This window comes from Streptomyces sp. NPDC001880 (genome assembly GCF_053594575.1).
Map to the genome: position 1 here is coordinate 121575 of NZ_JBSFET010000012.1, position 25559 is coordinate 147133.

General features: G+C 71.7%; 12 protein-coding genes and 1 pseudogene. 7 read left to right on the top strand and 6 right to left on the bottom strand.

All coding sequences use genetic code 11. From position 1 onward, the window contains the following. Nucleotides 1-322: 322 nt before the first annotated feature. The 3 genes from ACWCQ6_RS10570 to ACWCQ6_RS10580 are packed head-to-tail and all read right to left on the bottom strand — an operon-like array spanning nucleotide 323 to nucleotide 12368. Nucleotides 323-7663 carry a MupA/Atu3671 family FMN-dependent luciferase-like monooxygenase gene (locus ACWCQ6_RS10570; protein ID WP_451087516.1) on the bottom strand — a complete coding sequence of 2447 codons (7341 nt, stop codon included), beginning with the start codon at nucleotides 7661-7663 and terminating at the stop codon, nucleotides 323-325. Then, on the bottom strand, nucleotides 7660-11115 hold the full coding sequence (locus tag ACWCQ6_RS10575) for a type I polyketide synthase (RefSeq protein ID WP_451087518.1): 3456 nt from the start codon (nucleotides 11113-11115) through the stop codon (nucleotides 7660-7662). Before ACWCQ6_RS10575 ends, ACWCQ6_RS10570 begins: the two co-directional genes overlap by 4 nt. After that, a complete protein-coding gene (locus tag ACWCQ6_RS10580; protein WP_451087520.1) occupies nucleotides 11112-12368 on the bottom strand; it encodes an MFS transporter in 1257 nt (418 codons plus the stop codon). The genes ACWCQ6_RS10575 and ACWCQ6_RS10580 overlap by 4 nt, the downstream gene beginning before the upstream one ends. A 783-nt stretch (nucleotides 12369-13151) precedes the next feature. Between ACWCQ6_RS10580 and ACWCQ6_RS10585 the strand changes: the two genes are divergently transcribed. Beyond that, on the top strand, nucleotides 13152-13904 hold the full coding sequence (locus ACWCQ6_RS10585) for an RNA polymerase sigma factor (RefSeq protein ID WP_451087522.1): 753 nt from the start codon (nucleotides 13152-13154) through the stop codon (nucleotides 13902-13904). Continuing rightward, a complete protein-coding gene (locus ACWCQ6_RS10590) occupies nucleotides 13904-15004 on the top strand; it encodes a hypothetical protein (RefSeq protein ID WP_451087524.1) in 1101 nt (366 codons plus the stop codon). The genes ACWCQ6_RS10585 and ACWCQ6_RS10590 overlap by 1 nt, the downstream gene beginning before the upstream one ends. Before the next feature lie 233 nt (nucleotides 15005-15237). Here ACWCQ6_RS10590 and ACWCQ6_RS10595 read toward each other — a convergent pair. Beyond that, nucleotides 15238-15492, bottom strand: a pseudogene (locus tag ACWCQ6_RS10595) (L,D-transpeptidase); the annotation flags it as partial. Nucleotides 15493-15610: 118 nt separating this feature from the next. Here ACWCQ6_RS10595 and ACWCQ6_RS10600 point away from each other — a divergent pair. From ACWCQ6_RS10600 to ACWCQ6_RS10620, 5 genes are all read left to right on the top strand, one after another. Further along, nucleotides 15611-17191 (top strand): acyl-CoA mutase large subunit family protein, encoded by a 1581-nt coding sequence (locus ACWCQ6_RS10600; protein WP_451087526.1) that lies wholly within the window; start codon nucleotides 15611-15613, stop codon nucleotides 17189-17191. An 89-nt stretch (nucleotides 17192-17280) separates the two neighbouring features. Next, nucleotides 17281-17892 (top strand): Uma2 family endonuclease, encoded by a 612-nt coding sequence (locus ACWCQ6_RS10605; RefSeq protein ID WP_451087528.1) that lies wholly within the window; start codon nucleotides 17281-17283, stop codon nucleotides 17890-17892. A gap of 60 nt (nucleotides 17893-17952) precedes the next feature. After that, nucleotides 17953-18618, top strand: coding sequence for a leucine efflux protein LeuE (leuE, locus tag ACWCQ6_RS10610; protein WP_451087530.1), 666 nt, complete (start codon nucleotides 17953-17955; stop codon nucleotides 18616-18618). 273 nt (nucleotides 18619-18891) lie between these two features. Beyond that, complete coding sequence (locus ACWCQ6_RS10615) at nucleotides 18892-20409, top strand: hypothetical protein (RefSeq protein ID WP_451087532.1); 1518 nt, start codon at nucleotides 18892-18894, stop codon at nucleotides 20407-20409. Further along, complete coding sequence (locus ACWCQ6_RS10620) at nucleotides 20406-22778, top strand: glycosyltransferase (protein WP_451087534.1); 2373 nt, start codon at nucleotides 20406-20408, stop codon at nucleotides 22776-22778. Before ACWCQ6_RS10615 ends, ACWCQ6_RS10620 begins: the two co-directional genes overlap by 4 nt. Before the next feature lie 269 nt (nucleotides 22779-23047). Here the strand turns inward: ACWCQ6_RS10620 and ACWCQ6_RS10625 are convergent, their stop codons facing one another. Together ACWCQ6_RS10625 and ACWCQ6_RS10630 are read right to left on the bottom strand one after the other, a co-directional pair. Further along, complete coding sequence (locus tag ACWCQ6_RS10625) at nucleotides 23048-24433, bottom strand: polysialyltransferase family glycosyltransferase (RefSeq protein ID WP_451087536.1); 1386 nt, start codon at nucleotides 24431-24433, stop codon at nucleotides 23048-23050. Beyond that, a complete protein-coding gene (locus tag ACWCQ6_RS10630; protein WP_451087538.1) occupies nucleotides 24430-25419 on the bottom strand; it encodes a glycosyltransferase family 2 protein in 990 nt (329 codons plus the stop codon). Before ACWCQ6_RS10630 ends, ACWCQ6_RS10625 begins: the two co-directional genes overlap by 4 nt. Nucleotides 25420-25559: the final 140 nt, after the last annotated feature.

A 25559-nucleotide genomic window follows, 5' to 3' on the forward strand; every position in this document is an offset into this window, starting at 1 on the left:
GCGGACCCGGCGTTCCGGCCCGGCCGTCTCGCTCCGGCCCGTGCGGCGCTGGACGCCGTGGCCGGTGCGGAGGGTGCGGCCCCGAGGATCCGGAGGCCGCTGGGCGAGGCCCCGGCCGACCGGGCGGCGCCGGGGCTGCGGGAGTGGGCCGACGTCTGCTCGCTGCCGGCCCTGGAGGTCCACCTCGGCACGGAGGCGGCGTCGGACGCCGGCGCGGAGACGGTGCGCCGCTGCCGCCACCGGGCCGGCTGCCCGGGGAGGGCACGCGGGTCGGTTGTGCCGGACCCGCGTGCCGTCCCCCGTCGTCCGCTACGCCCCGGGGTCAGTCCGTCCCGTCGGCGAGCGCCTTGCCGACCTCGTCCCGCAGCAGCCGCACGTACTCCTGTGTCCATGTCTCGACCGTTGCCCGGTCCCACAGGTCGGCCGAGTACTCCACGGCCCCCTCCAGAACATCCCCGGCCGGGGTCAGCACCATGATGAACTCCGACCGGGACGCGGCCGGGGCGATCTCCGCCACCGTGGTGGTGAGCCCCGGCAGTTCGATCCCGGTGTCCAGCGAACTCTCGTAGGCCAGGCCGATGGCCAGGGCGTCCGGAATGACGACGCCCCTGCGCTCCCGCATCGCCGGTGCCACCCGGCGCGGCGGCATGGCGTGCTCCATGCCCAGGACCGTCGTACGGGTGACCCGGTCCGTCAGCGCCGCGAAGGAACCGGCGCGCGCGTCACGGACCCGCAGGGCGAACCCGGTGGCCGTGCAGCCCACCAGGGACTCGAACTCGCGGCTTTCCCGGCCCGCGTAGGAAATGTTCATCACCACGTCCGCCTGCTCCGCCTTCGCCGCCAGCAGCCGGCCGAGCGCCGCCGCGGTCACCACGAAGGGCGTGGTCGCCCGCCGGACGGCCAGCCGCTCCACAGCGGCCCGGATCTCGGCGGGCACGGTGAATTCGACGACTCCGCCCCGCCCGCTGAGCGTGCCGGGCCTCGGCCGGTCCAGCGGCAGATCCAGCGTGAAGGGGGCGTCGGCGAGTTCCTCCAGCCAGTAGTCCGTGCGGCGCTCACCGGTCGCCGCCTCACGGGCGACCTGCCAGTGCGCGTACTCCACTTGCTGTGGTGCCGCGGGTGACAGGCCGTGTCCGGTTCCGGTGACAGCCGTTCGGTAGAGCGCGGCGAGTTCCTTCAGCAGCGTGGTCAGGGCCCACCCGTCGCAGGTGCAGTGGTGCATCACGAGCAGCAGCACCCACTCCTCGGCGCCGGTGCGCAGCAGGCGGGTGGAGAGCACGTCCCCCTCGAAGAGGTCGAGCGGTGTCTCCGCCGCCTGCTCGGCGAGCCGCCGCACCTCGGCCTGCCGTTCCGGCTCCGGCCGTGAGGTGAGGTCGTCGACGGGCAGGTCGAGGGGACGGGATTCGAGCACTTCCTGCCGCCAGGAGCCGACGCCCTCCCGTACCAGGCGGGTACGCAGCGATTCATGACGCTCCGTCAGGGTCTGGAGCGCGGTGTGGAGCGATCCGGGGTCCAGCCGGCCGGAGAAGGTCATCCGCAGGGCGACGTTGAAGACCTGTGGCTTGGTGTGGCGGGCGTGCAGGGTGGCGAAGCGCGACTGCTGCTCGCTGGCCGGGCCGCCGCGGACGACCCTTCTCGATCCGGTGCCGCGCACGAACTCCGTCATGGCGCGCAGTGTGGGCTCCTGGTAGAGGCGCGAAAGCGGGTACTCGATGCCCCATGCCTCTCTGATCCGGTTGACCAGCCTCATCGCGGTGAGTGAATGTCCGCCCAGGTCGAAGAGGGAGACATCCGGATCGACACCTGACGCGGTGAGGCCGAACTCGGCCGCCCAGAGATCACGAAGTCCGTTCTCCACCGCGGTGAGGGGTTCGGCCTCCGGCGACGGGCCGTCGGCCCGGCAGGCCCCCTCTGCGTCTGCCGGGAGGAAGGGACCGGCCGGCGGGAGCTGCGTCCGGTCCAGCTTGCCGTTACCGGTCAGCGGCAGTTCGGTGAGGACCCGCCAGGCGCGCGGCACCATGTACTCCGGCAGGTGGTGGTTCAGCTCTTCGGCCCACCGGTCCGTGCGGGACCGTTGCTCCGCCGTACTGTCGCGGCCGGGCTCGGTGGGTACCACATAGGCGGCCAGGAAGGCCTCGCCGTTCGCACGGCGCAGGCCGACGACGGCCGCCCGGCGGACGCCGTCGAGACGGCCCAGCGCCTGCGCCACCTCCTCCGGCTCGATCCGGAATCCGCGGATCTTCACCTGGTCGTCGGTACGGCCCACGAACACCAGGCGCCCGTCCGCCGTCCAGCGGACCAGATCACCCGTGCGGTAGTAGCGGGCCTCCGCCCCGTCCTCCGGGCCGGCCGTGAACCTCTCCTCGGTGAGGTCCGGCCGGTGCAGATAGCCCGTGGCCACCCCGGGACCACCGACGAGGAGCTCCCCCACCGCACCGATGGGCACCGGCTTGTCCGAGGCGTCCACCACGCGCAGCGTGACGTTGTCGACCGGACGCCCGATCGCGATCACGTCCGCTCCCTCGTCCGCGACGGGCCCGTCGGCCCCGGGCGAGACAGTGCCGACGACGCACAGCACGGTCGCCTCGGTCGGGCCGTAGACGTTCAGCGTCTCGTACGGCGCCTCGGGCCTGGGGCGGCTGCGGAGCGCCTCGCCGCCCAGCAGCAGATGGCGCAGCGGGGGCTGATCGGCCACCGGCAGGCGCAGCACCTGTTCGCCCAGGGCCGTCGGCAGGATGCTGAAGGCGATGTCCTGGTCCGCGTACCACCGGGCCAGGGCGAGCGGATCGCGCCGGACCGGCTCACCGGCCACGACGACCGTGCCGCCCGCCGTCAGCGCCGGCCAGATCTCCAGGAGGGAGGCGTCGAAGCTCTGGCTGCACACGACGGCACTCCGGTCGTCGCCGGTGAACGCGAAGCGTTCGTGGTGCCACTGGCAGAGGTCCACGAGGCCGCGGTGTGTGAGCACGACACCCTTGGGCGTGCCGGTGCTGCCCGAGGTGTAGATGACGGAGCACGCGGAGAAAGTGGACGAGCCCCCGGTGCCGGTTGCCGGCCGGGTGTCCGACCCGGGGGCTCCCGTCGGGGCGGCGTCCGGCGCGACGACGGCCACCGACCCGGGCAGCCGCAGCTCCCCCGGTCCGTCCGCGCCGCTGATCACCGTGCGGACGCCGCTCTCGGCGATCACCTGCGCGGCGCGGACGGCACCGAGCGACGGGTCGAGCGGCACATACGCGCAACCGGCCCGCAGCACGGCGAGCAGCGCCACGACGAACTCCGCGGAGCGCGGCAGCCACACCGCCACCAAGGACTCCTGGTCACTCTTGGCCCGGTGTTCCGCGAGCACGGCGGCGAGCCGGCCGGCGCGCTCGTCCAGCTCCCGGTAGGTCAGTACGGCGTCCTCGCCCACCACCGCGGTCCGCGCGGGATGCTCTGCCGCCTGCCGGGCGATCCAGCCGTGCACGGTGGTGTCCGCGACCGGCCGGACCGGACCGTGTTCCCAGCTCTCCGGCACCTCGTCACCCTCGACCGCCGTAGGCGCGAGCAGGGACAGCGGTGTGCCGGGTTTGCCGACTGCGGCGGCCAGAAGGTCGCGGAAGACCGTGAAGAACATGTCGACGGTGCTCGGCTCGAACAGGTCGGCGTTGTACTCCAGATGACAGCGAACGCCCTCCGGCCGGTCGGTGAAGTAGACCGTCAGGTCGGTCAGCGCCTTGTCGGGGCCCGCGTCCAGTGCGACCGCCTCGATGCCGGGGAGGTCGAGGCGGAACGGCTCCGCCGACTGGAACTCGGCGCACACCTGGAACACCGGCGTGCGGTCCGTCCTGCGCGGCGGAGCGAGCACGCGCACCACCTTCTCGAACGGTGTCCCCGCGTGGTCGTAGGCGTCGAGCGCGACGGTACGCACCCGGTCCAGCAGCGTCCCGAACCCGGGATCGCCGGAGAGGTCGACCCGCAGAGCGAGGGTGTTGACGAAGAAGCCGATCAGCTCCTCGGCCCGCTGCGGCCGGTCCGAGACCGGGATGCCGATGACGATGTCCTCCTGCCCCGTGACCCGTTGCAGCATTGCCGCCCAGCCGGCCACCAGGGTCATGAACAGGGTGGCGCGGTGGCCGCGGCTCAGCTGCCTGACCTGTTCGGACAGGCCGGGGTCGAGGGAGCGGAAGACGGCGCGGCCTTCGGAGGTCATCTCCGCCGGCCGGGGGCGGTCGGTGGGCAGTTCGAGGACCGGCAGGTCACCACCGAGCACGCGCAGCCAGTGGGCCAGGTCCTGCGCGGTGCCGGGGCCGTCCGCCGCCGCGCGCTGTTCCCGTGCGTGCCGGGCGTAGCTCCAGGTCAGTGCGGGCAGGCCGGCCTCCGTGCCGTCGCGCTCCGCCCGGTAGAAGGCGGAGAGGTCCCGGCACAGGACGGCCGCCGAGGCCGCGTCGACCACGATGTGGTGGAAGGACAGGACCAGCACGTGCTCGTCGACCGCGGTACGCACGACCCTGCTGACGAACAGCGGACCGTTCTCCAGGTCGAAGCGGCGGGCGCTCTCCGTCGACAGTGCCTCCTGTACGGCGGCCTCGGCCCGGAGTGTGCCGTCCACCACGTCGAAGTCGGGTTCGGCGGCCTCCCGCACCAGCTGGACCGCCGAATCGCCGGCTTGCCGGAAGACGGTGCGCAGCCCTTCGTGGCGGGCGACGAGCCGGCGCAGCGCGGTGTGCAGCGCTTCGGTGTCGAGCGCACCGCGCAGGCGGATCGCCTTCACCTCGTTGTAGGCGGTGCGTCCCGGGAGCAGGCGTTCCAGGAACCAGATCCGCTCCTGGCCCGGGGACAAGGGCGCACCCGGGTCGGGTGCCCGTCGCTCCCGGTGGCGGCGGCGGAGGGCGTCCAGCCGGGGGAGACCGGCGCGCAGTTGGTCCGCCGAGACGCCGAAGTCGACCAGTGCGACGATCTCGTCCGCACCCGCGTCGACCACCGCGTCGACCACGGGCAGGACGGTGTCCACATCGCCGATCAGGGCCCGTTGGTCGCAGTAGCGGCCGTAGGCGCGCCGGAAGACCACGTCCAGATCGTCCTCGCTGAGCGATCTCAGGTCGGCGGTGACCCCGAGACTGTTGGTGACGCCGCTGAACAGGGACAGGGAGGCCTGCATGTAGCGGGCCATCGGCGCGAAGGCCTCGGCGCGGGCGGTGTCGTGGTCCTCGGCGAGGTAGGTGTGCAGCAGGACGGCGACCCGCCCGGCGTCCGGGTCGAGGCCGTGCCGCGCCCGGGCCCGGCGGTAGCGGGCGATGTTGTCCGCGAGCTGGTCGATGTCCTGGGTCATCAGGTTGGTCACGATGCCCAGGTCGTGCGCGGCGGCGCGTTCGTACGACTCCGGGTTGCCGACCACCGCCGTGTAGAGCGGCGGCATCGTCTGGACGGGGCGCGGGTAGAGGCGGATCTCCCGTTCGCCGTCCCCGGTGGTGCGGCGCAGTGCCTCGCCCCGCCAGAGGCTCCGCACCTGTTCCAGCCGGTCGTACATCTCCTGCTTGTGCGGCCCGAAGCGCTCGGGGAAGAAGACGAAGTCGTTGGCGTTCCACCCGCTCGCGACACCGAGGCCGATGCGTCCGCCGGAGAGGTTGTCCGCCATCGACCACTCCTCCGCCACCCGGATCGGGTCGTGCAGCGGGAGCACGACCGAGCCGGCGTTGAGGCGGATGCGCCGGGTCTCCCGGGACAGCGCCGCGGCCAGGACGGCGGGGTTCGGGAAGAGGCCGCCGAACGAGTTGAAGTGCCGTTCGGGCATCCACAGTGCCTCGAACCCGTGCTGGTCGGCGAACCGGGCCGCCTCCATGAGCAGTTCGTAGCGGCCCTCCTTCGGACCGGAGCCGTCGTCCGGGTAGTCACCGAAGAAGTAGAGGCTGAAGTCCGCGCGGCGCGGCGTCGTGAGCGCCGCGGAATCCGGGACGGCCACGGGAACACAGGCGGCCGCGGGAAGGGAATCCGGGATGGTCACGGGAACGGGATCCGGGGCGGCTACGGGAACGGGGGGCGCGTCGGCCACGGCTTCGGCTTCGGTCACGGCCACGGCTTCGGCCACCGGGGCCGGGACGGCCGCCGCCGCTGTGACGGCTGCCCGGCCGGGAGCGGGCCTTTGGGACGGGGCTTTGCCGGTGTGGAAGAAGCCGGCCTTGCGCAGGTCCCTCAGCGACCCCCGCACGGCGTCGGCCACGTGCTCGATGTCGCCGTCGGTGTGAGCCGTGGAGAGGAAGAAGTTGCGCCACTCCCATACATGCACGCCCCGCAGCATCAGGTGGTAGTAGAGGAGCTCCATGTCGGCGCGGTGCTCGAAGCGGAACTGGGAGCCGAACCAGCCCATCCGCAGGGGGAATTCCTCGGCCTCGAAGAAGTCGTTGAGCCCGGTGGCCAGTTCGGTCGTCCGGGCGTTGAGCCGTTCCTGCAGGTGCGGACTGTGTTCCTTGAGATGGGTGAGTACGGCGTGCGCCGCGGTCATCGACACGGGGTGCTGCAGGTAGGTGCCGCCGAAGAAGGTCGTGTCGGCGGTCGGGCCGCTGTCGTCCCCGTAGGTCCAGTAGCCGCCGTCGATCCCGTCCATGATGTCGGAGCGGCCGGCGACCGCGCCGATGGGGAATCCGCCGCCGAGGAGCTTGCCGTAGGTGGCGAGATCCGGGGTGACGCCGTAGAGCTCCTGCGCGCCACGGAGAGCGGGACGGAATCCGGTCAGCATCTCGTCGAACATCAACACGATGCCGTGACGGGCGGTCAGTTCGCGCAGCCTGTGGACGAACGCGGCCGGCTGGAGCGAGGGATGCCTGCTCTGCACCGGTTCGACGATGACCACCGCGATCCGCGCCGCGTCCCGTTCGATCGCGTGAAGGGCCTCCTCGCTGCCGTATTCGAGGACGGTCAGCTCGGAGACTGCACTGTGCGGGATGCCCCGGGAGACGGGCGCGGTCCCCTCCTGAGCACCGTGGCCGGCGGGCCGGCCCAGTACCTGGTCGGCATGACCGTGGTAGGAGCCCTGGAAGGTGACGATCCGGTCGCGGCCGGTGGCGGCACGGGCGAGACGGATCGCCGCCGCGTTGGCCTCCGTGCCGGAGTTGGCGAAGGCCACCCGTTCCATCCCGGTCAGTTCGCACAGCAGCTCGGCGGCCCCGCCCGTCTCGACACTGCGGGGGCCGAGCCGGATGCCTCGGGAGAGGTGTTCGCGTACGGCTTCCCGGACGAAGCCGGGCTCGTGGCCGAAGAGGAGCACCCCGAAGCCCATGGTGATGTCGATGTAGCTGTTGCCGTCGATGTCCTCGATCCGTGCGCCCTCCGCGCGACGGGCCGCTACGGGATAGAGCATCTCCTTGGTCGACTTGCGGAATCCGACGACCGCTCTGCTGTCGGCGAGTCTTCGGCGGTGGCGCTGGGCGAGTTGCCTGGAGGCCGCCGTCCGTGCCGTGTACCGGCGTACGAGGTCGTCGAGATGTTCTTGCTGAGTGCGGGGTGAGGTGGAGCGGACCATGCCGGCATCGGGGGCGATCACCACACGCGGCCCGTGTGCCTGGGGCTGTTGGGTACTGCCGGCCGTGGCTCGCCCGGCGTCGATCTGTTCGGTGATGCGCTGTGCGAGTCCGGCCATGGCGGCCAGGTCCCGGTCCAGGGCGGCCGTAAGGCTCTCCTGCTCGTTCACCGGACCACCTCGCCGTTCGGCAGGGCCGCCGTCGCGTTGCTCCGGAGTGCGAGCAGCTGGGATATCTGGGAGATCTGGGTGAGCATCTGGAGCTGGATCTCGGACAGCTGCTGGACCCGTCGGGACAGCTCCAGCAGCTCCTGCCGGGTGACGAAACCGTCGTCCGCGACGGCGTGCGGGACAGGCGGTGCCACGCCGGTCGGCGCGGTGTGCACAGGCGGTGCGCCGGGGGAGGGGGGTGCGGTGTACTGCGTGGGTATCGGCGCGTGGGTGAACGGCTGAGGAGCGCGGGCGGCCGGCTGCCGGGCGGCCGGTGCCGACGGACCGGCGGAGGGGCACTCCGCCGCGTACGGCTGTGGGGCGGGCGGCTGTGCGGTGGCTGCTGCCGGACCGAAGTGCGGTGCGGCGGGCAGCTCCCCGGACGCCGGTTCGGTGGTGGCGGGTGCGGTGGCCGGCACGGGGGCGGTTCCGGGCTGCAGGGGCAGCCGCGCAGCCACGAGTTCGGCGAGCAGCCGGGGCGTTCCTGTCTCGTCGAACAGCTCGCGCATCGTGACCCTGACGTGGTGCTCCTGCTCGATCTCCCGGAGCACATTGATCATGAGGAGCGAGTCCGCACCGAGATCGAAGAACGGGGTGTCCGCCGGGATCGAGGCGAGGTCCTCCCCGAAGGCCCTGGACAGCACACCGAGGATGCTGTCCAGTAGGCGCCTGGTCTCCGTCGCTTCTGACATCATGATGCGTTCCTCTCTCGCCGGGGAAATGGGTCCGCGGGGCCTGGGCGGGGCCCCGACCCAGTGGTCTCGGTGCTGGAAGCGGTAGCCGGGCAGCGGGATGCGCCGCCCTCCGGTGCCGGCCAGGAACGTCTCCCAGCGGACATCCGCTCCCGCGCAGTGCAGAGTCGCCGCAGCGCCGAAGAGCGCCGTGAGTCCGGTGCCCCGGTGCAGGGAGGGAGCCGTCCGCACGGCAGGCAGGGAGCGGCGGGCCAGGCTGCTGAGTGTGGTGTGCGGTCCGATCTCCAGGAGCACGTCGGGCCGTTCACCGGCGACGGCACGCAGCGACGCGTCGTAGCGCACCGGCTCGCGGGCATGGCGGACCAGGTGCTCCGGGTCCGGCGTCCAGCCGGGCTCACGGGTCCGGCCGTCGAGAGAGCTGATGAAGCGGATCCGTACCGGTGTGAAGGGGGTCTTCGCCAGTACCGCTGCGAACGCGTCGAGCATCGGCTCCGTGGCAGAGGTGTGGAAGGCCCGGTCCACCGCGAGGCGTTCGTACGGGGTGCCCCGGTCATCGAGCACGGCGCACATCCGGTCCACGTCCGCGACGGGACCGGCCAGCACCTGGGAGCGTTCCCCGTTGGTCACGGCGAGTTCCAGGCCGGGTTGCGAGGCGGCGAGCTCCGCGGCGGACTCCCGCTCCAGCGCCACCGCAACCATGGCGCCCGGCACGCAGTGATCCCGCATCAACCGGCCCCGATGCGTGCTGAGTTCCAGGCCGTCCGCGAGCGACAGTGCCCCGGCCGCGAAGAGCGCCGCGTACTCGCCGACGCTGTGGCCTGTCACGGCCCATGGTCTGATGCCCGACTCGTCCCACAGCCGGACCAGGGCGCACTGCAGGGCGAACAGGGCCGGCTGCGCGGTCGCGGTCGGCCAGACGGCCCCCGGTGCGCCCGCCCCCTCGGTGAGGAGTCCGGCCAGCATCGGTTCACCGGTGAGACGGCGATGCCACGCCTCGCAGGCGTCGAGGACCTCACGCACGACGGGAAACCGTTCGTACAGGGCCGCCGCCGCTCCGGGGCGGAGGGCACCCTGGCCGGTGAACTGGAACACCACCCGGGTGGGTGTGTCCCCCGGCGGCACGGGGTCCGCGGCGGTTGCGAGCGGTGCGGGGCCGGAGAGCCAGGCGTCCAGAGCATCGGCAAGCGTGGACGGTGTGCTGGCCCGGACCGCGATCCGGTGCCGGCCGTGCGAGCGCCCGAGGGCGGCGGTCGTGACGAGATCCGCCAAGGGCAGAGCGGTCCGCCTGCGGAGCAGGTCGCGCAGGGACCGTACGTTGTCGGCGAGGGCTTCCCGGCTCGTCGCGGAGACCAGAAGTACGTCCGGCGGGGCCGCGGTGGCGTTGCGCGGCGTGGGTTCGGGGGCTTCCTCCAGGATCAGATGGACGTTGGTGCCGCCGATCCCGAGCGACGTGACACCCGCCCGCCGGGGGGTGCCGTTCTCGGGCCACGGCTGCAGGGCCCGGGGTGCGTAGAACGGGCTGTCCTCCAGCCCGAGCAGCGGATTGGGATCGCTGAAGCCCCCGATCGGCGGGATCACACCGTGTTTGAGCACCAGCAGGGCCTTGACGAGACCGGCCAGTCCGGATGCCACGTCGAGGTGCCCGATGTTGGTCTTGACGGCCCCGAGGGCGCAGTAACCGGTCCGGTCCGTGTCCTGCCGGTACGCCGCGCTCGCCCCTTCCAGCTCGATGGGATCGCCCTTGAGGGTGCCGGTGCCGTGGGTCTCCAGATACCCGATGGTGTCCGCCCCGACGCCCGCGTGGTCCAGCGCCCGGCGTACGGCTTCCTGCTGGCCCCGCGCACTGGGTGCCGCGTACGCCTGCTTGCCGGCGCCGTCGTTGCAGATGCCCCAGCCACGGATGACGCCGTGCACGGTGTCGCCGTCCGCGAGCGCACGGGACAGCCGCTTCAGTACGACGGCCACGACACCGGTGCCGCCGACGGTCCCGTTCGCGGCAGCGTCGAACGCCCGGAGCCGGCCGGTCCTGGAGAGGATCGAGCCCTTGACGTAGTGGTAGCCGAGGACCTGCGGGACATGGATGGCGCTGGCGCCGGCCAGCGCGATGTCGCATTCGTCCAGCAGCAGGGACTGGGCTGCCAGGTGCACACCCACCAGCGAACTGGAGCAGGCCGTCTGTACGTTGACGGCGGGGCCGGTGAGACCGAGCCGGTGGGCGACCCGGGTCGCGTTGAAGTCGGTGTAGTTGCCCACCAGGACCTGCATGCCGGCCAGCCAGTCGGCGATGTCCTCGTTCGGCAGGACGTTGTTGAGCAGATAGGACTGCATGTTGTACAGGTGGTAGCCGGTGCTGGCATAGACCCCGATCCGCTTTCCGTCCCGCTCGTCGGGGTAGCCGGCGTTCTCCAGGGCGTGCTGCGCGCACTCCAGGAACAGGCGATGCTGGGGGTCGGTCAGGCGGGCCTCGCGGGCGCTCATCCCGAAGTGCCGGGCGTCGAACCCGGTGATGTCGTCCAGGACCGCCGAGGCGCCGATGAAGTCGTCGCGCCGGTACAGCTCCTCGGGGACGCCCGCGGCCTTCAGTTCGTCCTCCGTGAAGCGGGTGAAGCGGTCCTCGCCGTTGCGGATGATGCGCCACAGGTCCTCCGGCGTGTCGGCCCCCGGCAGCCGGAAGGACATCCCGACCACGGCGATGCGCGGGTCCTGCCCGCCACCGCTCATCGGCCGCGGCCTTCGCGCAAGGTGCCGCTGCCGGGCTGTCGCACCTGGTCGGGCCCGGCCGGGGAACGGCGCAGCACGAGCATCGTCAGCAGGGCGAGGCACAGGACGAGGGCGAGGCCGTGCAGGGAGGCGACCACCTGGAACGGGGACAAGGTCTCCAGCAGCGATCCGCTGATCAGCATCCCCAGGCCGAACCCGGCGTTCTCGGCCGAGGCGGAGAGCCCGAAGAGGCGTCCGCGCTGCTCGTCGGGGACCGCCTGGAGCCGCGACACGTAAACGACTTCGGTGAGTCCGTCCGCCGCTCCGGCGACGAGTGCCGTGGCGAGCGCCGGTACGGTGGGCAGCCCGCTGAACACGACGATGAACGCTGCTGACATGACGCAGGCGCCGGCCGCGAAGGCCCGCTCGCCCAAGGTGTGCCCGGCCCGGCGGGTGTACCGGGCCAGCACCTGCTGGGCGATGATGGTGCCGACCGCCCAGGTGGCCCAGAACTGGCTGATGAAGGTGGCCGGATGATCGGGGTCCAGCAGGCTGGAGTAGACGGGCAGCGCGACGTTGTGCGAGGAGGATCCCAGCCCGTCGACGGCCCGCACGGCGATCATCGCCATCAGCACCGGTGCGCCGGCCCACAGCAACCGGACGGAACGGTGACCGGCGCTCGGTGTGCCGTCCTCGGCGCCCTTGGGCCCCTCGGGCCGGGCCCTCGTGCGGATCGGCAGCACCAGCAGTATCGACGCGGAGACCAGGAACGTGACCGCGTCCAGGACGAACGCCGCCGTGTAACCGAGCTGCGCCACCACCACACCCGCCGAGGAGAAGCCCGCGATCATGGCGAGGGAACGGCCGGTGACCAGCTGGCCGTTGGCGCGGGTCCGGTGCTCGGCCCCCACGATCTCCGGGATGCTGCTGCGCAGAGCGACCTGCGAGAGCGTCGAGCAGCCCCCGGTGACCACGGCCAGGCAGTACAGCAGGGAGATCCGGCCGGCCTCCGGGGCCAGGACCAGCGCCAGGAGTGCCAGCGCCTGGCCGAGGTCGGCACCGACGATCAGACGTTTGCGGTCGTACGCCGAGACGAGGCGCCCGCTCACGAACCCCGCCGCCACACTCGTCCCCAGCCGTACCGCCATGAAGAGCCCTGCGGCCAGGGCGCTCCCGGTGACGTCGTAGACGAAGACGTTCAGCGCGACCATGTTCAGATAACTGCCGTACGCGGAAATGCCGTTACCGAGAACAAGCAGCCGGAAATGCTTCATGCACACCCTTTCGGAACCACGAGGGAAGCAGGCGCCGATCGCCCGGCGCCCCAGCCTCATGCGCCGGACCGATCACCCAACACCCCATCCCCCTCACGGAGTTCGATGGGTCGCACATGTCCCTGCCAACCCCGTCAAGCCTTGCCCGCCTGTCACATGCTTCACACCAGGCCGCTGACATTTCCGGGCTCCGGTCGATCCGTGGGCGCAGGGATGATCACGTGCCGGGGCCGGCGACGTGCACCGTCATGGGTGTCCCGGCCGGTTCCGCATCCACGACCGGCGGCACGGCGAGGTCGCCGGCGGCCTGGGGGCGGGTGGGAACCCGGTGGAAGCGAGTGCCGACGTCCGGCGGCACTCTCCGCCGCGCGATGTCCCGATGCGGAAGGCGTCGGGACGAGGGGCCCGCAGGCCGGCTTCGGGGACGGGGGGCGCGCCGGTCCGGCGAAGCCCGGATGAACCGGCGTTGGTCATGCGGTTGGTCATGCGAGTGGTCTGCTCACGTCAAAAGCGCAAGCCGGAGGGGCGGAAACGAGGACGACCGGGGCCGCCACCCCCCACAGGAGAGGCCCCGGTCGTCTTCCGCGGGGCCGTAGGACGACCCCGTACTCCACTCAGCGCCGTCGCCGCGTTTTCTGTCACACCGCCAGGTGTCCGAAGAATGTTGCAGGTTGTACAAGACGTGGACGCGACCCCCACCGAGGACGTAGCGTGCGGAGTCGCGCAGGGTGGCGCCGCAGTGATGACCAGCTGCGATTCGGGACAGCAGGGCAGGTTGAGGGAGTGCTGGGGGACGACGCGGAGCTGACCGCCGCGGTGCTGGCGGCGCAGGACGGGGACGAGGATGCCTTCCGTACTGTGTACCGCGCTGTGCAGCCGCGGCTGCTGGGCTACATAAGGACACTGGTGGGGGAGCCGGACGCCGAGGACGTGGCGTCCGAGTCCTGGCTGCAGATAGCGCGCGATCTCGACCGGTTCAGCGGCGACGCCGACCGTTTCCGCGGCTGGGCGGCGCGCATAGCCCGCAACCGTGCGCTGGACCATCTGCGGATGCGTGGCAGGCGCCCCGCGATCGGCGGCGACGAGTCCGAACTGTCCGAGCGGCCGGCCGAGTCCGACACCGCGGGTGAGGCGATGGAGGCCCTGGCCACCGGCCGCACGATGTCACTCATCGCCCAGCTGCCGCAGGACCAGGCCGAGGCCGTGGTGCTGCGGGTGGTTGTGGGCCTGGACGCGAAGAGCGCCGCGCAGACCCTGGGCAAGCGCCCGGGGGCGGTGCGCACCGCGGCGCACCGGGGATTGAAGCGGCTGGCCGAGCTGCTGCGTACGGACACTGCCCACGCCGACGCCCGCCCCGGCGCAACGGGCGCCGACGGCTCCGGTGACGCCGCCCCGGAGGGGGATCCGGCGGATCCGTCCACCGCGCACCGGACGGCGGAACTCGACGCGGTGCCCGCTCAGCGCCCCGCCCGCAACGGCCTGGCGGCGCCGGCCGGTGTGACGCATTCGCGTCCATGGACGCAGAAGGACATGTGATGGCCGACGAGAGGCATGAATGGCTTGACAAGGACGCGGCGGAGAGATTGCTCCGCGGCGAGCCGGTCGATCCCGTCACCGGCCAGTCGTGTACGGACGCCGAGAGGCTCGTGGCCGCGCTGGAAGCCGCCGCACGGGCCGCCCGCCCGGCCGCCGGTGAACTGCCCGGCGAGGCCGCGGCGCTGGCCGCCTTCCGCGCCGCCGGCCACTCGGCGCGCACGAGGACCCGGGCGAGCGCGCAGGTGAAGGGCGGCGAGGAGAAGGCGGGCCGGCCGGCCGGTGCCGAGCTGCTCGACCCGGTGCGCATCGCGGCCGCCTCCGTGCCGTCCAAGGGCTCCGGCCGTATCCGCTCCGCGCGCTGGAGCCGTCCCGTCCGCTTCGGCCTGGTCGCCTCCCTCGCGGGCTGTGCGATCGGCGGGGTGGCCGTGGCGGCGGGGACCGGCATGCTTCCCGGGCCGTTCGGCGGGCACACCCCCCTGCCCGCGAGCTCGGTCTCGGCCGCGCCGTCGCCCGAGGAGCTCGGTTCGGAGCCCGCCGAGGAGGAGACACCGGAGTCGGCGCCGCCCGCCTCCCCGAGGACGGGCACCTCCGCGCCTCCCGCGGACCCCTCCGCCCCGGCCGGTGACCCGGCCCCCGGCGGATCGGGCCGGGCGAAGGGCGGCGACGGCGGCGACGAGCGGAAGCCCGGCGGTGCCGCGACCGGCTCCGTGGGCAGCGCCGAGGGCGGCAGGCTGCCCGAGAACTCCGAGAGCTCCGGGAACGCTGGTTCCGGCGAGTGGTACACCAAGGCGCTCAAGGCCTGCCGCGACTACCGCGACGGCAAGCTGAGCGACAAACAGCGACGCAGGCTGGAAGCGCTGGCGAAGGGCGCCCACAACCTGGAACGGTTCTGCGACCGCGTGATCGAGAGGGCCGGCAAGGGCCAGGACGGTCAGAACGACCAGAGCGGGGACGGCGGCGAGGACGAGCAGGGCAACGGCGCCTCGGACGCGAGCAGCGGCTCCGGGGCCGGCACGTCCTCCCGGGCCCGGTTCGCGGGCGGTGTGCGGCTGCCCTCCACCCCGGTCTCCCTGACGCCTTCGGCCCGGACCCCGGGCTGAGCGGAGCCGTCGCGAGGGGCCATTTTCAGCCTTCCATCGCCAGGTGTGACGTTTTTCGAAGCCGCGGCGCAGTACTGAGTGAGCCGACTGGTCATCGGCAGCGCACAGAGCCGGGGTTCCCCCCGTACCTACGGCTCAGCGCACATGGCGCGGGCGGGACACGTTCCCCCGGTCCCGTCCGCGCCCCTTCCTCTCCCCGGGACAGTCCTCAGCTCTTCTCCCCGGGGCAGCCCTCAGCCGTGGACCACGATCTTGTCCCCGGTCCTCACCTGGGCGAAGAGTGAGGCGATCTTCCCCTCGTCCCGGACGTCGACGCAGCCGTGCGAGGCGCCGTTGCAGCCGCGGGCCGCGAAGCCCGCCGAGTGGTGGACCGCCTGGCCGCCGCTGAAGAACATCGCGTACGGCATGGCCGTGTGGTGGATCGTGGACACACAGTGGCGCGCATGATGGGGGGAGAGCGGCGATGGGGCCGTGGGCAGGGGCTGTGAGCAAGGTCCCAGCCCCCTGTCCCTCCAACGGTCCCGCGCCCGCCGCTGCAGTCCGTCGCGGGAACCGTGGTTACCAGCAAGTAGCTTTACTGGACAGCTTCAGCGGGAGGCACAGCAGATGACGCGCGAGTCGGAGTCGGGACTGCCCATCGAACCGGTCTACGGGCCGGACGCACTCGACGGCTGGCATCCCGGCGAAAAGCTGGGAGAGCCGGGCGCCTACCCCTTCACGCGCGGTGTCTACCCCACGATGTACACCGGCCGGCCGTGGACGATGCGCCAGTACGCCGGTTTCGGCACGGCAACGGAATCCAACGCCCGCTACCAGCAGCTGATCGCCAACGGGACGACGGGCCTGTCCGTCGCCTTCGACCTGCCCACCCAGATGGGCCACGACTCCGACGCGCCGATCGCGTCCGGCGAGGTCGGCAAGGTCGGCGTCGCGATCGACTCGATCGACGACATGCGGGTCCTGTTCGACGGCATCCCGCTGGACAAGGTCTCCACGTCCATGACGATCAACGCCCCGGCGGCGCTGCTCCTGCTGCTGTACCAACTGGTCGGCGAGGAGCAGGGGGTCCCGGCGGAGAAGCTCACCGGCACCATCCAGAACGACGTGCTCAAGGAGTACATCGCGCGCGGCACGTACATCTTCCCGCCGGGGCCCTCGCTGCGGCTGATCGCCGACATCTTCAAGTACTGCCGGGCCGAGATCCCGAAGTGGAACACCATCTCGATCTCCGGCTACCACATGGCCGAGGCAGGGGCCTCGCCCGCGCAGGAGATCGCGTTCACCCTCGCCGACGGCATCGAGTACGTCCGTACCGCCGTCGCGGCCGGCATGGACGTCGACGACTTCGCACCCCGGCTCTCCTTCTTCTTCGTCGCCCGTACGACGATCCTCGAAGAGGTCGCCAAGTTCCGTGCGGCCCGCCGGATCTGGGCCCGGGTGATGAAGGAGGAGTTCGGCGCAAAGAACCCCAAGTCGCTGATGCTGCGCTTCCACACCCAGACCGCGGGCGTCCAGCTCACCGCCCAGCAGCCCGAGGTCAACCTGGTGCGCGTCGCCGTGCAGGGCCTGGCCGCGGTCCTCGGCGGTACGCAGTCGCTGCACACCAACTCCTTCGACGAGGCGATCGCCCTCCCCACCGACAAGTCCGCCCGGCTGGCCCTGCGCACCCAGCAGGTCCTGGCGTACGAGACGGACGTCACCGCGACGGTCGACCCGTTCGCCGGGTCGTACGTCGTCGAGAAGATGACCGACGACGTCGAAGCGGCCGTCCTGGAGCTGATGGCCAAGGTCGAGGAGATGGGCGGCGCGGTCAGCGCGATCGAGCGCGGCTTCCAGAAGAGCGAGATCGAGCGGTCCGCGTACCGCATCGCCCTGGAGACCGACAACGCGGAGCGCGTCGTGGTCGGCGTGAACCGCTTCCAGCTCGACGAGGAGGAGCCGTACGAGCCGCTCCGCGTCGACCCCGCGATCGAGGCCGAGCAGGCGGCCCGCCTGGCGGGGCTCCGTGCCGGACGTGACCAGGACGCGGTGGACACCGCGCTGGCCCGGCTGCGGAAGGCGGCCGAGGGCACGGAAAACGTCCTCTACCCGATGAAGGACGCGCTCAAGGCGCGGGCGACGGTGGGCGAGGTGTGCGACGCGCTGCGCGAGGTGTGGGGGAGGCATGTGCCGTCGGACGCGTTCTGAGGGGGCGGGTACCCGCTCGGGTGATCTCTCGCTGAATGTCCGCGACCCTGGATAAGCTCATGAACAGTGGTCCCCGAAAGGAGGATGCCGTGGCCGTAATACAGCACGAGGAGCAGGTGCACGTGCAGGAACAGCCGGAGCTGACGCTCGGCGAGGCAGCCGACCAGCTCGCACGCTCGCTGCCTGGGCATCGCGTGGAGATTCTCCAGGGGAGGCTCACTGTGACACCACCGGCGGACGTATCGCACGCTCTGGCTCTGTCCTGGCTGAGTGAGGAGTTCGGTTCGCGGGCGCGCACCGTGGGGCTCAGGCTCGTCCAGGGGGTCGGGTTGTGGTTGCCCTCCGGGCCGGAGGACTACGCGATTCCCGATCTGTCGGTCGTCGAGGCCGACATCAAGGACGCCCATGTCATGAAGAACTGCTACGCCGCCCACGTCTTCCGCATGGTCGTGGAGGTGACGTCGACCAACTGGGCGGACGACCTCGGCCCCAAGGTCGAGGACTATGCCCAGGCGGGCATTCCGGTCTACGTCGTGGCCGATCGCAAGCACGATCAGGTGCTGCTCTGCACCGACCCCCGGGGCGGCGAGTACAAGAACAAGGCGCACCACAAGCGCGGGACCTCGTTCACCGTGCCTGACGTGGTCGGCGTCGAGATGAAGCTCTCCGTCGACCGCCTCCTCGACGGCGACGAGGACTGACCCGCGCCTTCCCGAAACCCCCTGGACGGAGTGCCGCACTCGCGTGCGACACTCCGTCTCATGCTGGGTGTCACCGATCTCCCGACCTATCTCGCCGGCCTGGTGCTGATCGTTCTGCTGCCGGGACCGAATTCGCTGTACGTGCTCTCCGTCGCCGCCCGGCGCGGGGTGCGGAGCGGGTACGTGGCGGCGGCCGGGGTATGGACCGGGGACACCGTGCTGATGACGCTGTCCGCACTCGGGGCCTCGTCGCTGCTGCAGACGACGCCGGTGCTCTTCGCCGTCGTCAAGTTCGCCGGTGCGGGCTATCTGACCTGGCTGGCGATCGGCATGCTGCGGGCCGCGGTGACCATGTGGCGCGAGCGGCACCGGCGGATGGCCGTGCTGGCCGAGGAGGACGCCGGGCCCGCGGCCGCGGCGGCGATGGAACGGCCGTACCGGCGGGCGCTGGTGGTCAGCCTCTTCAACCCGAAGGCGATCCTGTTCCTGATCTCGTTCTTCGTGCAGTTCGTCGACCCCGGTTACGCCTATCCGGCGCTGTCCTTCCTGGTGCTGGGCACCCTGCTGCAGATCGCCAGCTTCCTCTATCTGTCGATGCTGATATTCGGCGGCACCCGGCTGTCCGCCGCGTTCCGCCGCCGCAAGCGGCTGTCGGCGGGGGCCACTTCGGCGGCCGGGCTGCTCTTCCTCGGCTTCGCGGCGAAGCTCTCGCTCAGCAGCGTGTGACGCTCCAGCTCAGGAGGCTGTGACCGGGGCGGCGGCCGGCACCGGGTCGGGCACGCGCGCCGACCAGCGCCCGTACCTGCGGGGTCGGTGCGCAGTTTCCGGTACCGAAAGGGCGAGTTCATCCGGCGGCCGCTCAGGTTTCCTAGCGTGTCGCGGAACCGATCACGCGCGCCGGGCATCCGCCCCTCGACGGAGCGGGGCTCCGTGCGCGCCCCGGTGACCGCACATCCGGACACGCCCCCACCCCCACGGGCACCAGACGCTTGGAGCGCCATGAGAGAAGCCCGCACCCGCTGGCCACGGCAGCGTGACGCGGCCCCACCCGGGAGTGCCGCCCCGCAGCTCGCCTCCGTCACCCCGACCGACGTGGACGTCTGCCTGCGGGCCTGTGCCGCGCACAGCACCAAACTGGTGGCGGGACTCGACCGGCGGCGTACGGCACTCGCGGAGGCGCTGCGGCATCTGCTGGCCGTGCACGCCGCGACGCAGCCCGCCGTCCCCCCGGCCGCCGGATCCTCGATCCCGCTGGTGCGGCGCGCGGGCAAGGCGGGTGCGGCCTCTGCCGCGGCTCTCGCCGACGAACTGCTCGACCCGCTGCTGGCGGTCGGCAACAAGGCGCTGGACTGCGGCTACGAGGACGAGCTGAAGCTCGCGGTGCTCATCGCCGACACCGTGCTGACCCAGCGCAAGGGCTCGCGGGCCGGCTGGCGGCTGCGGGCCAGGACGCTGGAGGCGATGGGCGCGGAGGCCGCGGCCATCGAGGCGTACGAGCGCTACCTCTCGTACACCGAGGACGACGGCTTCGGCGTCGCGGCCAAGGTCGTCGGGCTGCGGGCGGGTGCGCGGCTCCAGGACGAGCTGCTGCGCGGCCTGGAGCGCGACTGCCCCGCCGCAGCCGAGTACGCCGCCCGCCCCGTCACCGAGACCTGGGCCGAGGGCCTGGCCCTCCAGGCGCGCGGCGACTGGGACCGGGCGGAGCCCCGGCTGATCGGCACCCTGCTCGCCCAGGAGCGCGCCGGAGCCCCGGTGACGGAGATCCAGGAAGCCATCGCGCAGTACCTCCAACTGGCCATGGAGGCGGCCGGAACGGACCCCGGCGCCGTGGCCGGGCTCACCGGGATCGTCGGCCTCTACGCCGAACAGCGCCGAAGCCGGATGCGCGGCCCGGTCGAGGACCCCACCTTCGGCGGCGTCGAGTGGACCACGGTCGGCGAGTTCCGCAACCGGGTCGCGGGCAGGTCGATCTGCCTCATCGCCAACTCCCGGCGCGTCGGCGGAAGTTCGATGGGCGCCGAGATCGACGGCTACGACCTGGTCGTCCGCTTCAACTCGTACCGCATCGACCCGGCGGCCACCGGACGGCGCACCGACATCCACGCCACCATCCACAAGCACGGGTTCAACTGGGACCAGAAGGTGCACACCCGGCTGGTCTTCGGCGGGGTCTCCGGCGACTGGAAGCACTCCCTGCGCAACCGCCTCGTCCCCGGCGCCCAGCAGTACCTGGGCGACGAGTCGCTGCGCTGGCCGCTGCGCGACATCGGGCGCGTCGGCGCCGACGTCTGGCCCGCCATCCCCACCACCGGCTTCAACATGCTGTGGCTCCTGGACCACCTGGACGTCAGCAGCCGGATCGACCTGATCGGCTTCGACTTCTACGAGAGCGGCGCCTACCGCCTGCCCGGCGCCATGCGGATGCCCATCACCTCCGTGCACGAGTACACCAGCGAAAAGGCGTGGGTCATGGAACGCGCCCAGAGCGTCACCGACATGAGGATCCGACTGCGATGACGACGACCGCCACGACCCCGCCCGCCACGACCTCGTTCGCCACGGACCCGGACCTCCCCGCCTCGCCGGCGCCCGCCAACCCGCTCACCGGCAAGCGCCGGATCGCCTTCGCGAGCTTCGTCGACGAGAACTACCTGCCCGGCTTCCTCGCCCTGCTGCGCAGCCTGGCCCTGTCCAACCCGAACGTCTGCGAGGACTTCCTCGTCCTGCACGACGGGCTGCGCCCCTCCTCCGTCGCACGGATCCGGGCCCTGCACCCGCGCGTCGACTTCCGCCGGGTCGACGCCGGGCACTACGACTCGTACGCCAAGGGCGACCAGGACAACTACCTGGTCCGCAAGGCCTACTTCATCCTCGATGTCTTCCGGGTCCGCGACTACGACACCGTGATCACCCTGGACACCGACATGGTCGTCCTCGGCGATCTCGGTGAACTGATGACCCTGCGCGACGGGCTGGCCGCCGTACCGCAGTTCTTCTACGGGCAGCACAAGCTCAACAGCGGACTGCTGGTCATCCAGCGCGAGTATCTGAGCGAAGCGTTCTGCGCGAGGCTCGACGAGGTCGGCCGGGCGGGCACCTACGAGCTCGACAAGCACGACCAGGGCATCCTCAACGCCGTGCTCGACGGCGACTTCGTCCAGCTCGACGCCCGCTACAACTTCGTCAAGCGGCGGCTCTCCGGCGACCTCCCGGTCCCCGACTCCACCGCGATCCTGCACTTCACCGGGCGGCACAAGCCCTGGCAGGGCGGTGAGGCCGGCTACCGCGAGGCGGAGAACCGCTGGCGCGAATTCGAGCTGTCCGACGCCGAGTTCCACTCCGCGTACCTGGAGCTGCCCGGCGCCAAGCACCACGACCTGCTGGTCCACTACGGCACCCCGTACGTGCTGCGCACCGGCTCCACGGAGGCTGCCCGCAAGGTCGCCGCCGCCCACATCGCGGCGGGCGAGTACCAGGAGGCGGCCGATCTGCTGGGCCGGGTCGAGATCCCCGTCGACGAGTCCTGGCCGCACGAGGTGCTCGGCCACGCCCTGATGAGCGTCTCCCGCTACGAGGAGGCCCGCGCCCGGCTGCTGCTGGCCACCGCCTCGCCCAACCGGGCCGCGACCGCCTTCGCCCGCCTCGCCCAGATCGCCTGGATCCACGGCGACGACGGCGCGGCGGCCGAGTACGCCCGAAAGGGCCTCGCGGTCGACCCCACCCACCGCGCCAACCGGCTGATGCACAAGCGCACCACGGACCTCGCCGCACCCGCGGAGGGCCCCGCCTCCGGCCAACTGGCCCATGTCGCCTTCTACATGGAGCGCCAGGGCAACGCCGGCGACAAGCTGCTGCCGGAGAGCGTACGGCTGGCCTTCGGCCGGGACGCCGGACCGCGGCGCTGGCACTCGATCCACGCCCACCGGCTCTTCGACGAAGCCGCGCTGGAGCGGGTCAACGAGCGCCGGGGCCTGGTCATCGGCGGCGGCGGCCTCTTCATCCCGGACACCGCGCCCAACGGCAACAGCGGCTGGCAGTGGAACGTCCCGGACGAACTGCTCGACCGGATCGACGTACCCGTCATGGTGTACGCGGTCGGCTTCAACGCCTTCGACGGCCAGGCGTACGGGCACGGGCGGGACCGGTTCCTCTCCAGCCTGCGGAGGCTCGTCGAACGGGCCTCGTTCTTCGGGCTGCGCAACCACGGCTCCATCGAGAAGGTCCGCGAACTGCTGCCCGCCTCGCTCCACGACAAGGTGCGCTTCCAGCCCTGCCCGGCCACGGTCACCAGGCAGCTGGTGGACGGCTGGACGGACCCGGAGCGGCGCGAGGACACCGTGCTGGTCAACGCCGCGTACGACCGCTCCGGTCTCCGCTTCGGGCACGACTACGGGCACTTCCTGGGCGAGATGGCGACCGCGGTGCGGGAGCTCGGCAAGCGGGCCGAGGTCCGGTGCGTCGCCCACTCGCTGGACGACGAGCGGATCGCCTTCGACCTGCGGCGCGAGCACGGGATCGCGCTGCCGGTGATCCCGATGTACGACTTCGACAACGACGCGATCCGGGACACCTACGCCCGGACCAAGCTGGTGATCGGGATGCGCGGGCACGCGGGGATGATCCCGTTCGGCTGCGGCACACCGATCATCAGCCTGATCTCGCACCCGAAGATGGCGTACTTCCTGGCCGACATCGACCGGCCGGAGTGGGGCATCTCGGTCCACGACCGGCACCTGGGGGCCCGGCTCACCGAGCGGGCGGCGGGGCTGCTCGACGACCACGCGGCGACCGTCGCCGATGTGCACGGCCGGCAGCGGGAGCTCTGGAAGGTCACCGAGGCCAACGCGGCGGACCTGAGGGTGATCCAGGGCGGCGTGCCCGTCTGACGGCGCCGGGAACGGGGCGGGGCGGGCGCCGATTCCGGCTCCGCCCCGCCCCTGCTCCGTACTGGGCGCCGATTCCGGCTCCGCCTCGCCCCTGCTCCGTACTGGGCGCCGATTCCGGCTCCGCCTCGCCCCTGCTCCGTACCGGGCGCCGATTCCGGCTCCGCCCCGCCCCTGCTCCGTACTGGGCGCCGATTCCGGCTCCGCCCCGCCCCTGCTCCGTACTGGGCGCCGATTCCGGCCCCGCCCCGCCCCCGATCCGTACAGGCCGCCTACTGCCGCACCACCCGGCGCCGCACCGACCGCGCCACCCTGCGCACCACCGCGTTGCGCGGCAGGAACGCGAGCTGCGCCGGCACCGCCCCCGGCAGCGCCAGCGAGGTGAGCCGCTTGCGCTTGAAGTACCGCCGGGTGGAGGCGTCCAGGTGGGCGGCCAGATACCGCTCGGCGGCCGGGCGCAGCCCCGGGTAGATCTTCGGCTGCATCGCGAATCCGACCGCGGTGACCAGCCCGGTCAGCTCCGCCGGAGCCACCGGCTCGGCGTCCTGCGCCGTCCCCGCCCGCTCCACGGCCGCCCGGTCCGTCACCTCCGGCACCAGCGCGTCCACGAGCGTGACCGGGATGCGGTTGCTGTTCTCGTACGGGGCGAGCCGGTCCAGCAGCATCCCGGTGCCCACCCGGGCCACCGGCAGCCCGTAGAACGCCGAGGCGGTGAGCAGTGCCGTCGAGAAGCAGCCGACGACCAGCGCGGGCCGCATCCGCTGGTAGAGCACCTCGGCGAGGACCGGGGCGGTGAGCACCCCGTCGTCCAGCACCGTCAGCTCGGCGCCGAGCCGCCCGGCCTCCTCGCCCAAGGCCTTCGACCACTGCGCCGGGGCGGTGGGGTGCGGCTTGAAGACGATACGGGTGTGGCCGAGCGCGACCGCGCCGCGCATCATCCGCAGGTGCAGCTCCTCCTCTTCGGCCGCGCTGATCAGCCCCAGCGCCGAGAGGTACTGGCCGAGCAGCAGCGCGGGCGCCTCCACGTGCGGAGCGCCGTCCCGGGCCCCGGGCGCGTCCGCCAGCTCACCGAGCACCTTGAGGAACATCTCGGTCGGCACGATCTGCGGCGCCACCCCGAACTCCGTGAGCAGCAGCGGCTTCAGCCCCGGCACCAGGTCCAGGTGGAGCAGCCGGCGCACCCGCGTACCGACCAGCGGGTCGATCTTGTTGCGGGTGGGGCCGTAGCTCATCAGCCCGTCCGCGTACACGTCGAGCGGCGCGCCGGTGAAGATCTGCGCGACGGTCAGCGCGGGGTTGACCTGGATCGACTCGACCGCGAGCTCGATGTCGTCGTCGCCGAGCCCCCAGGCCAGGCGCAGATGCCGCTCCCACAGGGGTACGTCGTCGGGGCGCGGCGCCCAGCCGCCCGGGTGGAACGGGGCGATCGTCGTGTTCCAGGACACCACGTCGTCGAAGCGGCCGCGCAGCGCGTCGAACCCGGGCATCGTGTCGAGGCGGGCTGTCGTCTCCGGCACGGCCGCGTTGTTCGAGACGAGCAGGATGCGGCGGTCCGCGTCGGGGAAGCAGCCCGCGTCGAGCGCGGCGGCGAGCGTGGCGGTGCCGTAGAGCGTGGAGGCGAGGAAGATCTGTGTGGTGCGGGGCCGGGCGGTGTTCATGCGGCCGTCACCTCCTTGGCGCCCGTGGCGGCCGGGCGGCGGCGCAGCCGGCGCAGCAGGGTGGCGCGCTGCACGTCCATCGAGTCGAGGGCGTCGTCGAGCACCTGCTGCGGCATTCGCCTGAGCGCGGCGGCACTCATGGACTTCAGTGTGCGGGCCACGGCGGGTTCGAACCTTTCGATCGAGCTCATGTGGTGGGAAATGATCGCGCAATAGGTGCGGACCGCTTTCGGCAGCAGTATTTCTGCGTCGCGGTCTTCCGCTGTTTCCCGAATGACCTGGTCGAACGAGCGAATGAAATCGAGCTGGCGTACGTCGCCGATCTGTGTGAGCGAAGAGGCGACGCCGCGTCGGTAGAAAATTCCCAGAAGACCCAGCACCGCGAAGGAATCGGCCTCGCGATGCAGCCGCCAGATCCACGGACGGTCCTCCGCGGTACGCAGTCCGTCCGTGAAATGCAGCAGTCCGCGCTCCAGCAGCCGCCGGTGGTACAGCCCGGCCCAGGCGTACGGATAGTCGACCGAGGTGGACCGCTCGGCGGGCAGGATCGCGTCCCGCGGGTCCATCACCTCGCCCCGCCTGCCGTGCGGCACCCGGTGCACCGTGCGGTTCCGGTGCTCGACCTGGACATGGTCGGTACGGACGAAATCGCAGCCCAACTCCTCGGTCCGCGCCAGGAGTTCGGCATAGAACCCGGGAGCGAGCCAGTCGTCGCCGTCCAGGAAGGCGAGATACTCACCGCGCGCGGCGTCCAGGCCGGTGTTGCGGGCGGTGGCCAGTCCGCCGTTCTGCTTGTGTCTGCGTACGACCACCCCCGGAATCTCGTCCTCGGCGCGGCGCAGTATGTCCGCGGTCCCGTCGGTCGAACAGTCGTCGACGAGGATGAATTCGAAGTCCTCGCGGGCGTTGGTCCGCAGGCTTCGCAAGGTGTCAGGGGCGTATGTCTGCACGTTGTAGAACGGCACGATGACCGAGAGCTTAACCACCCGTCTCACGCTAGGCGTGAGCCCGTCATTTGCCTTGGCGCCGGGAGGGACGGCGGGTGAACGGCGAATGTCGGAATGATGAACCGGGCTGAATCATGGGTGATTGCGTCCCCTTTGTGAAGGCGATTCGCCAAGCGTCG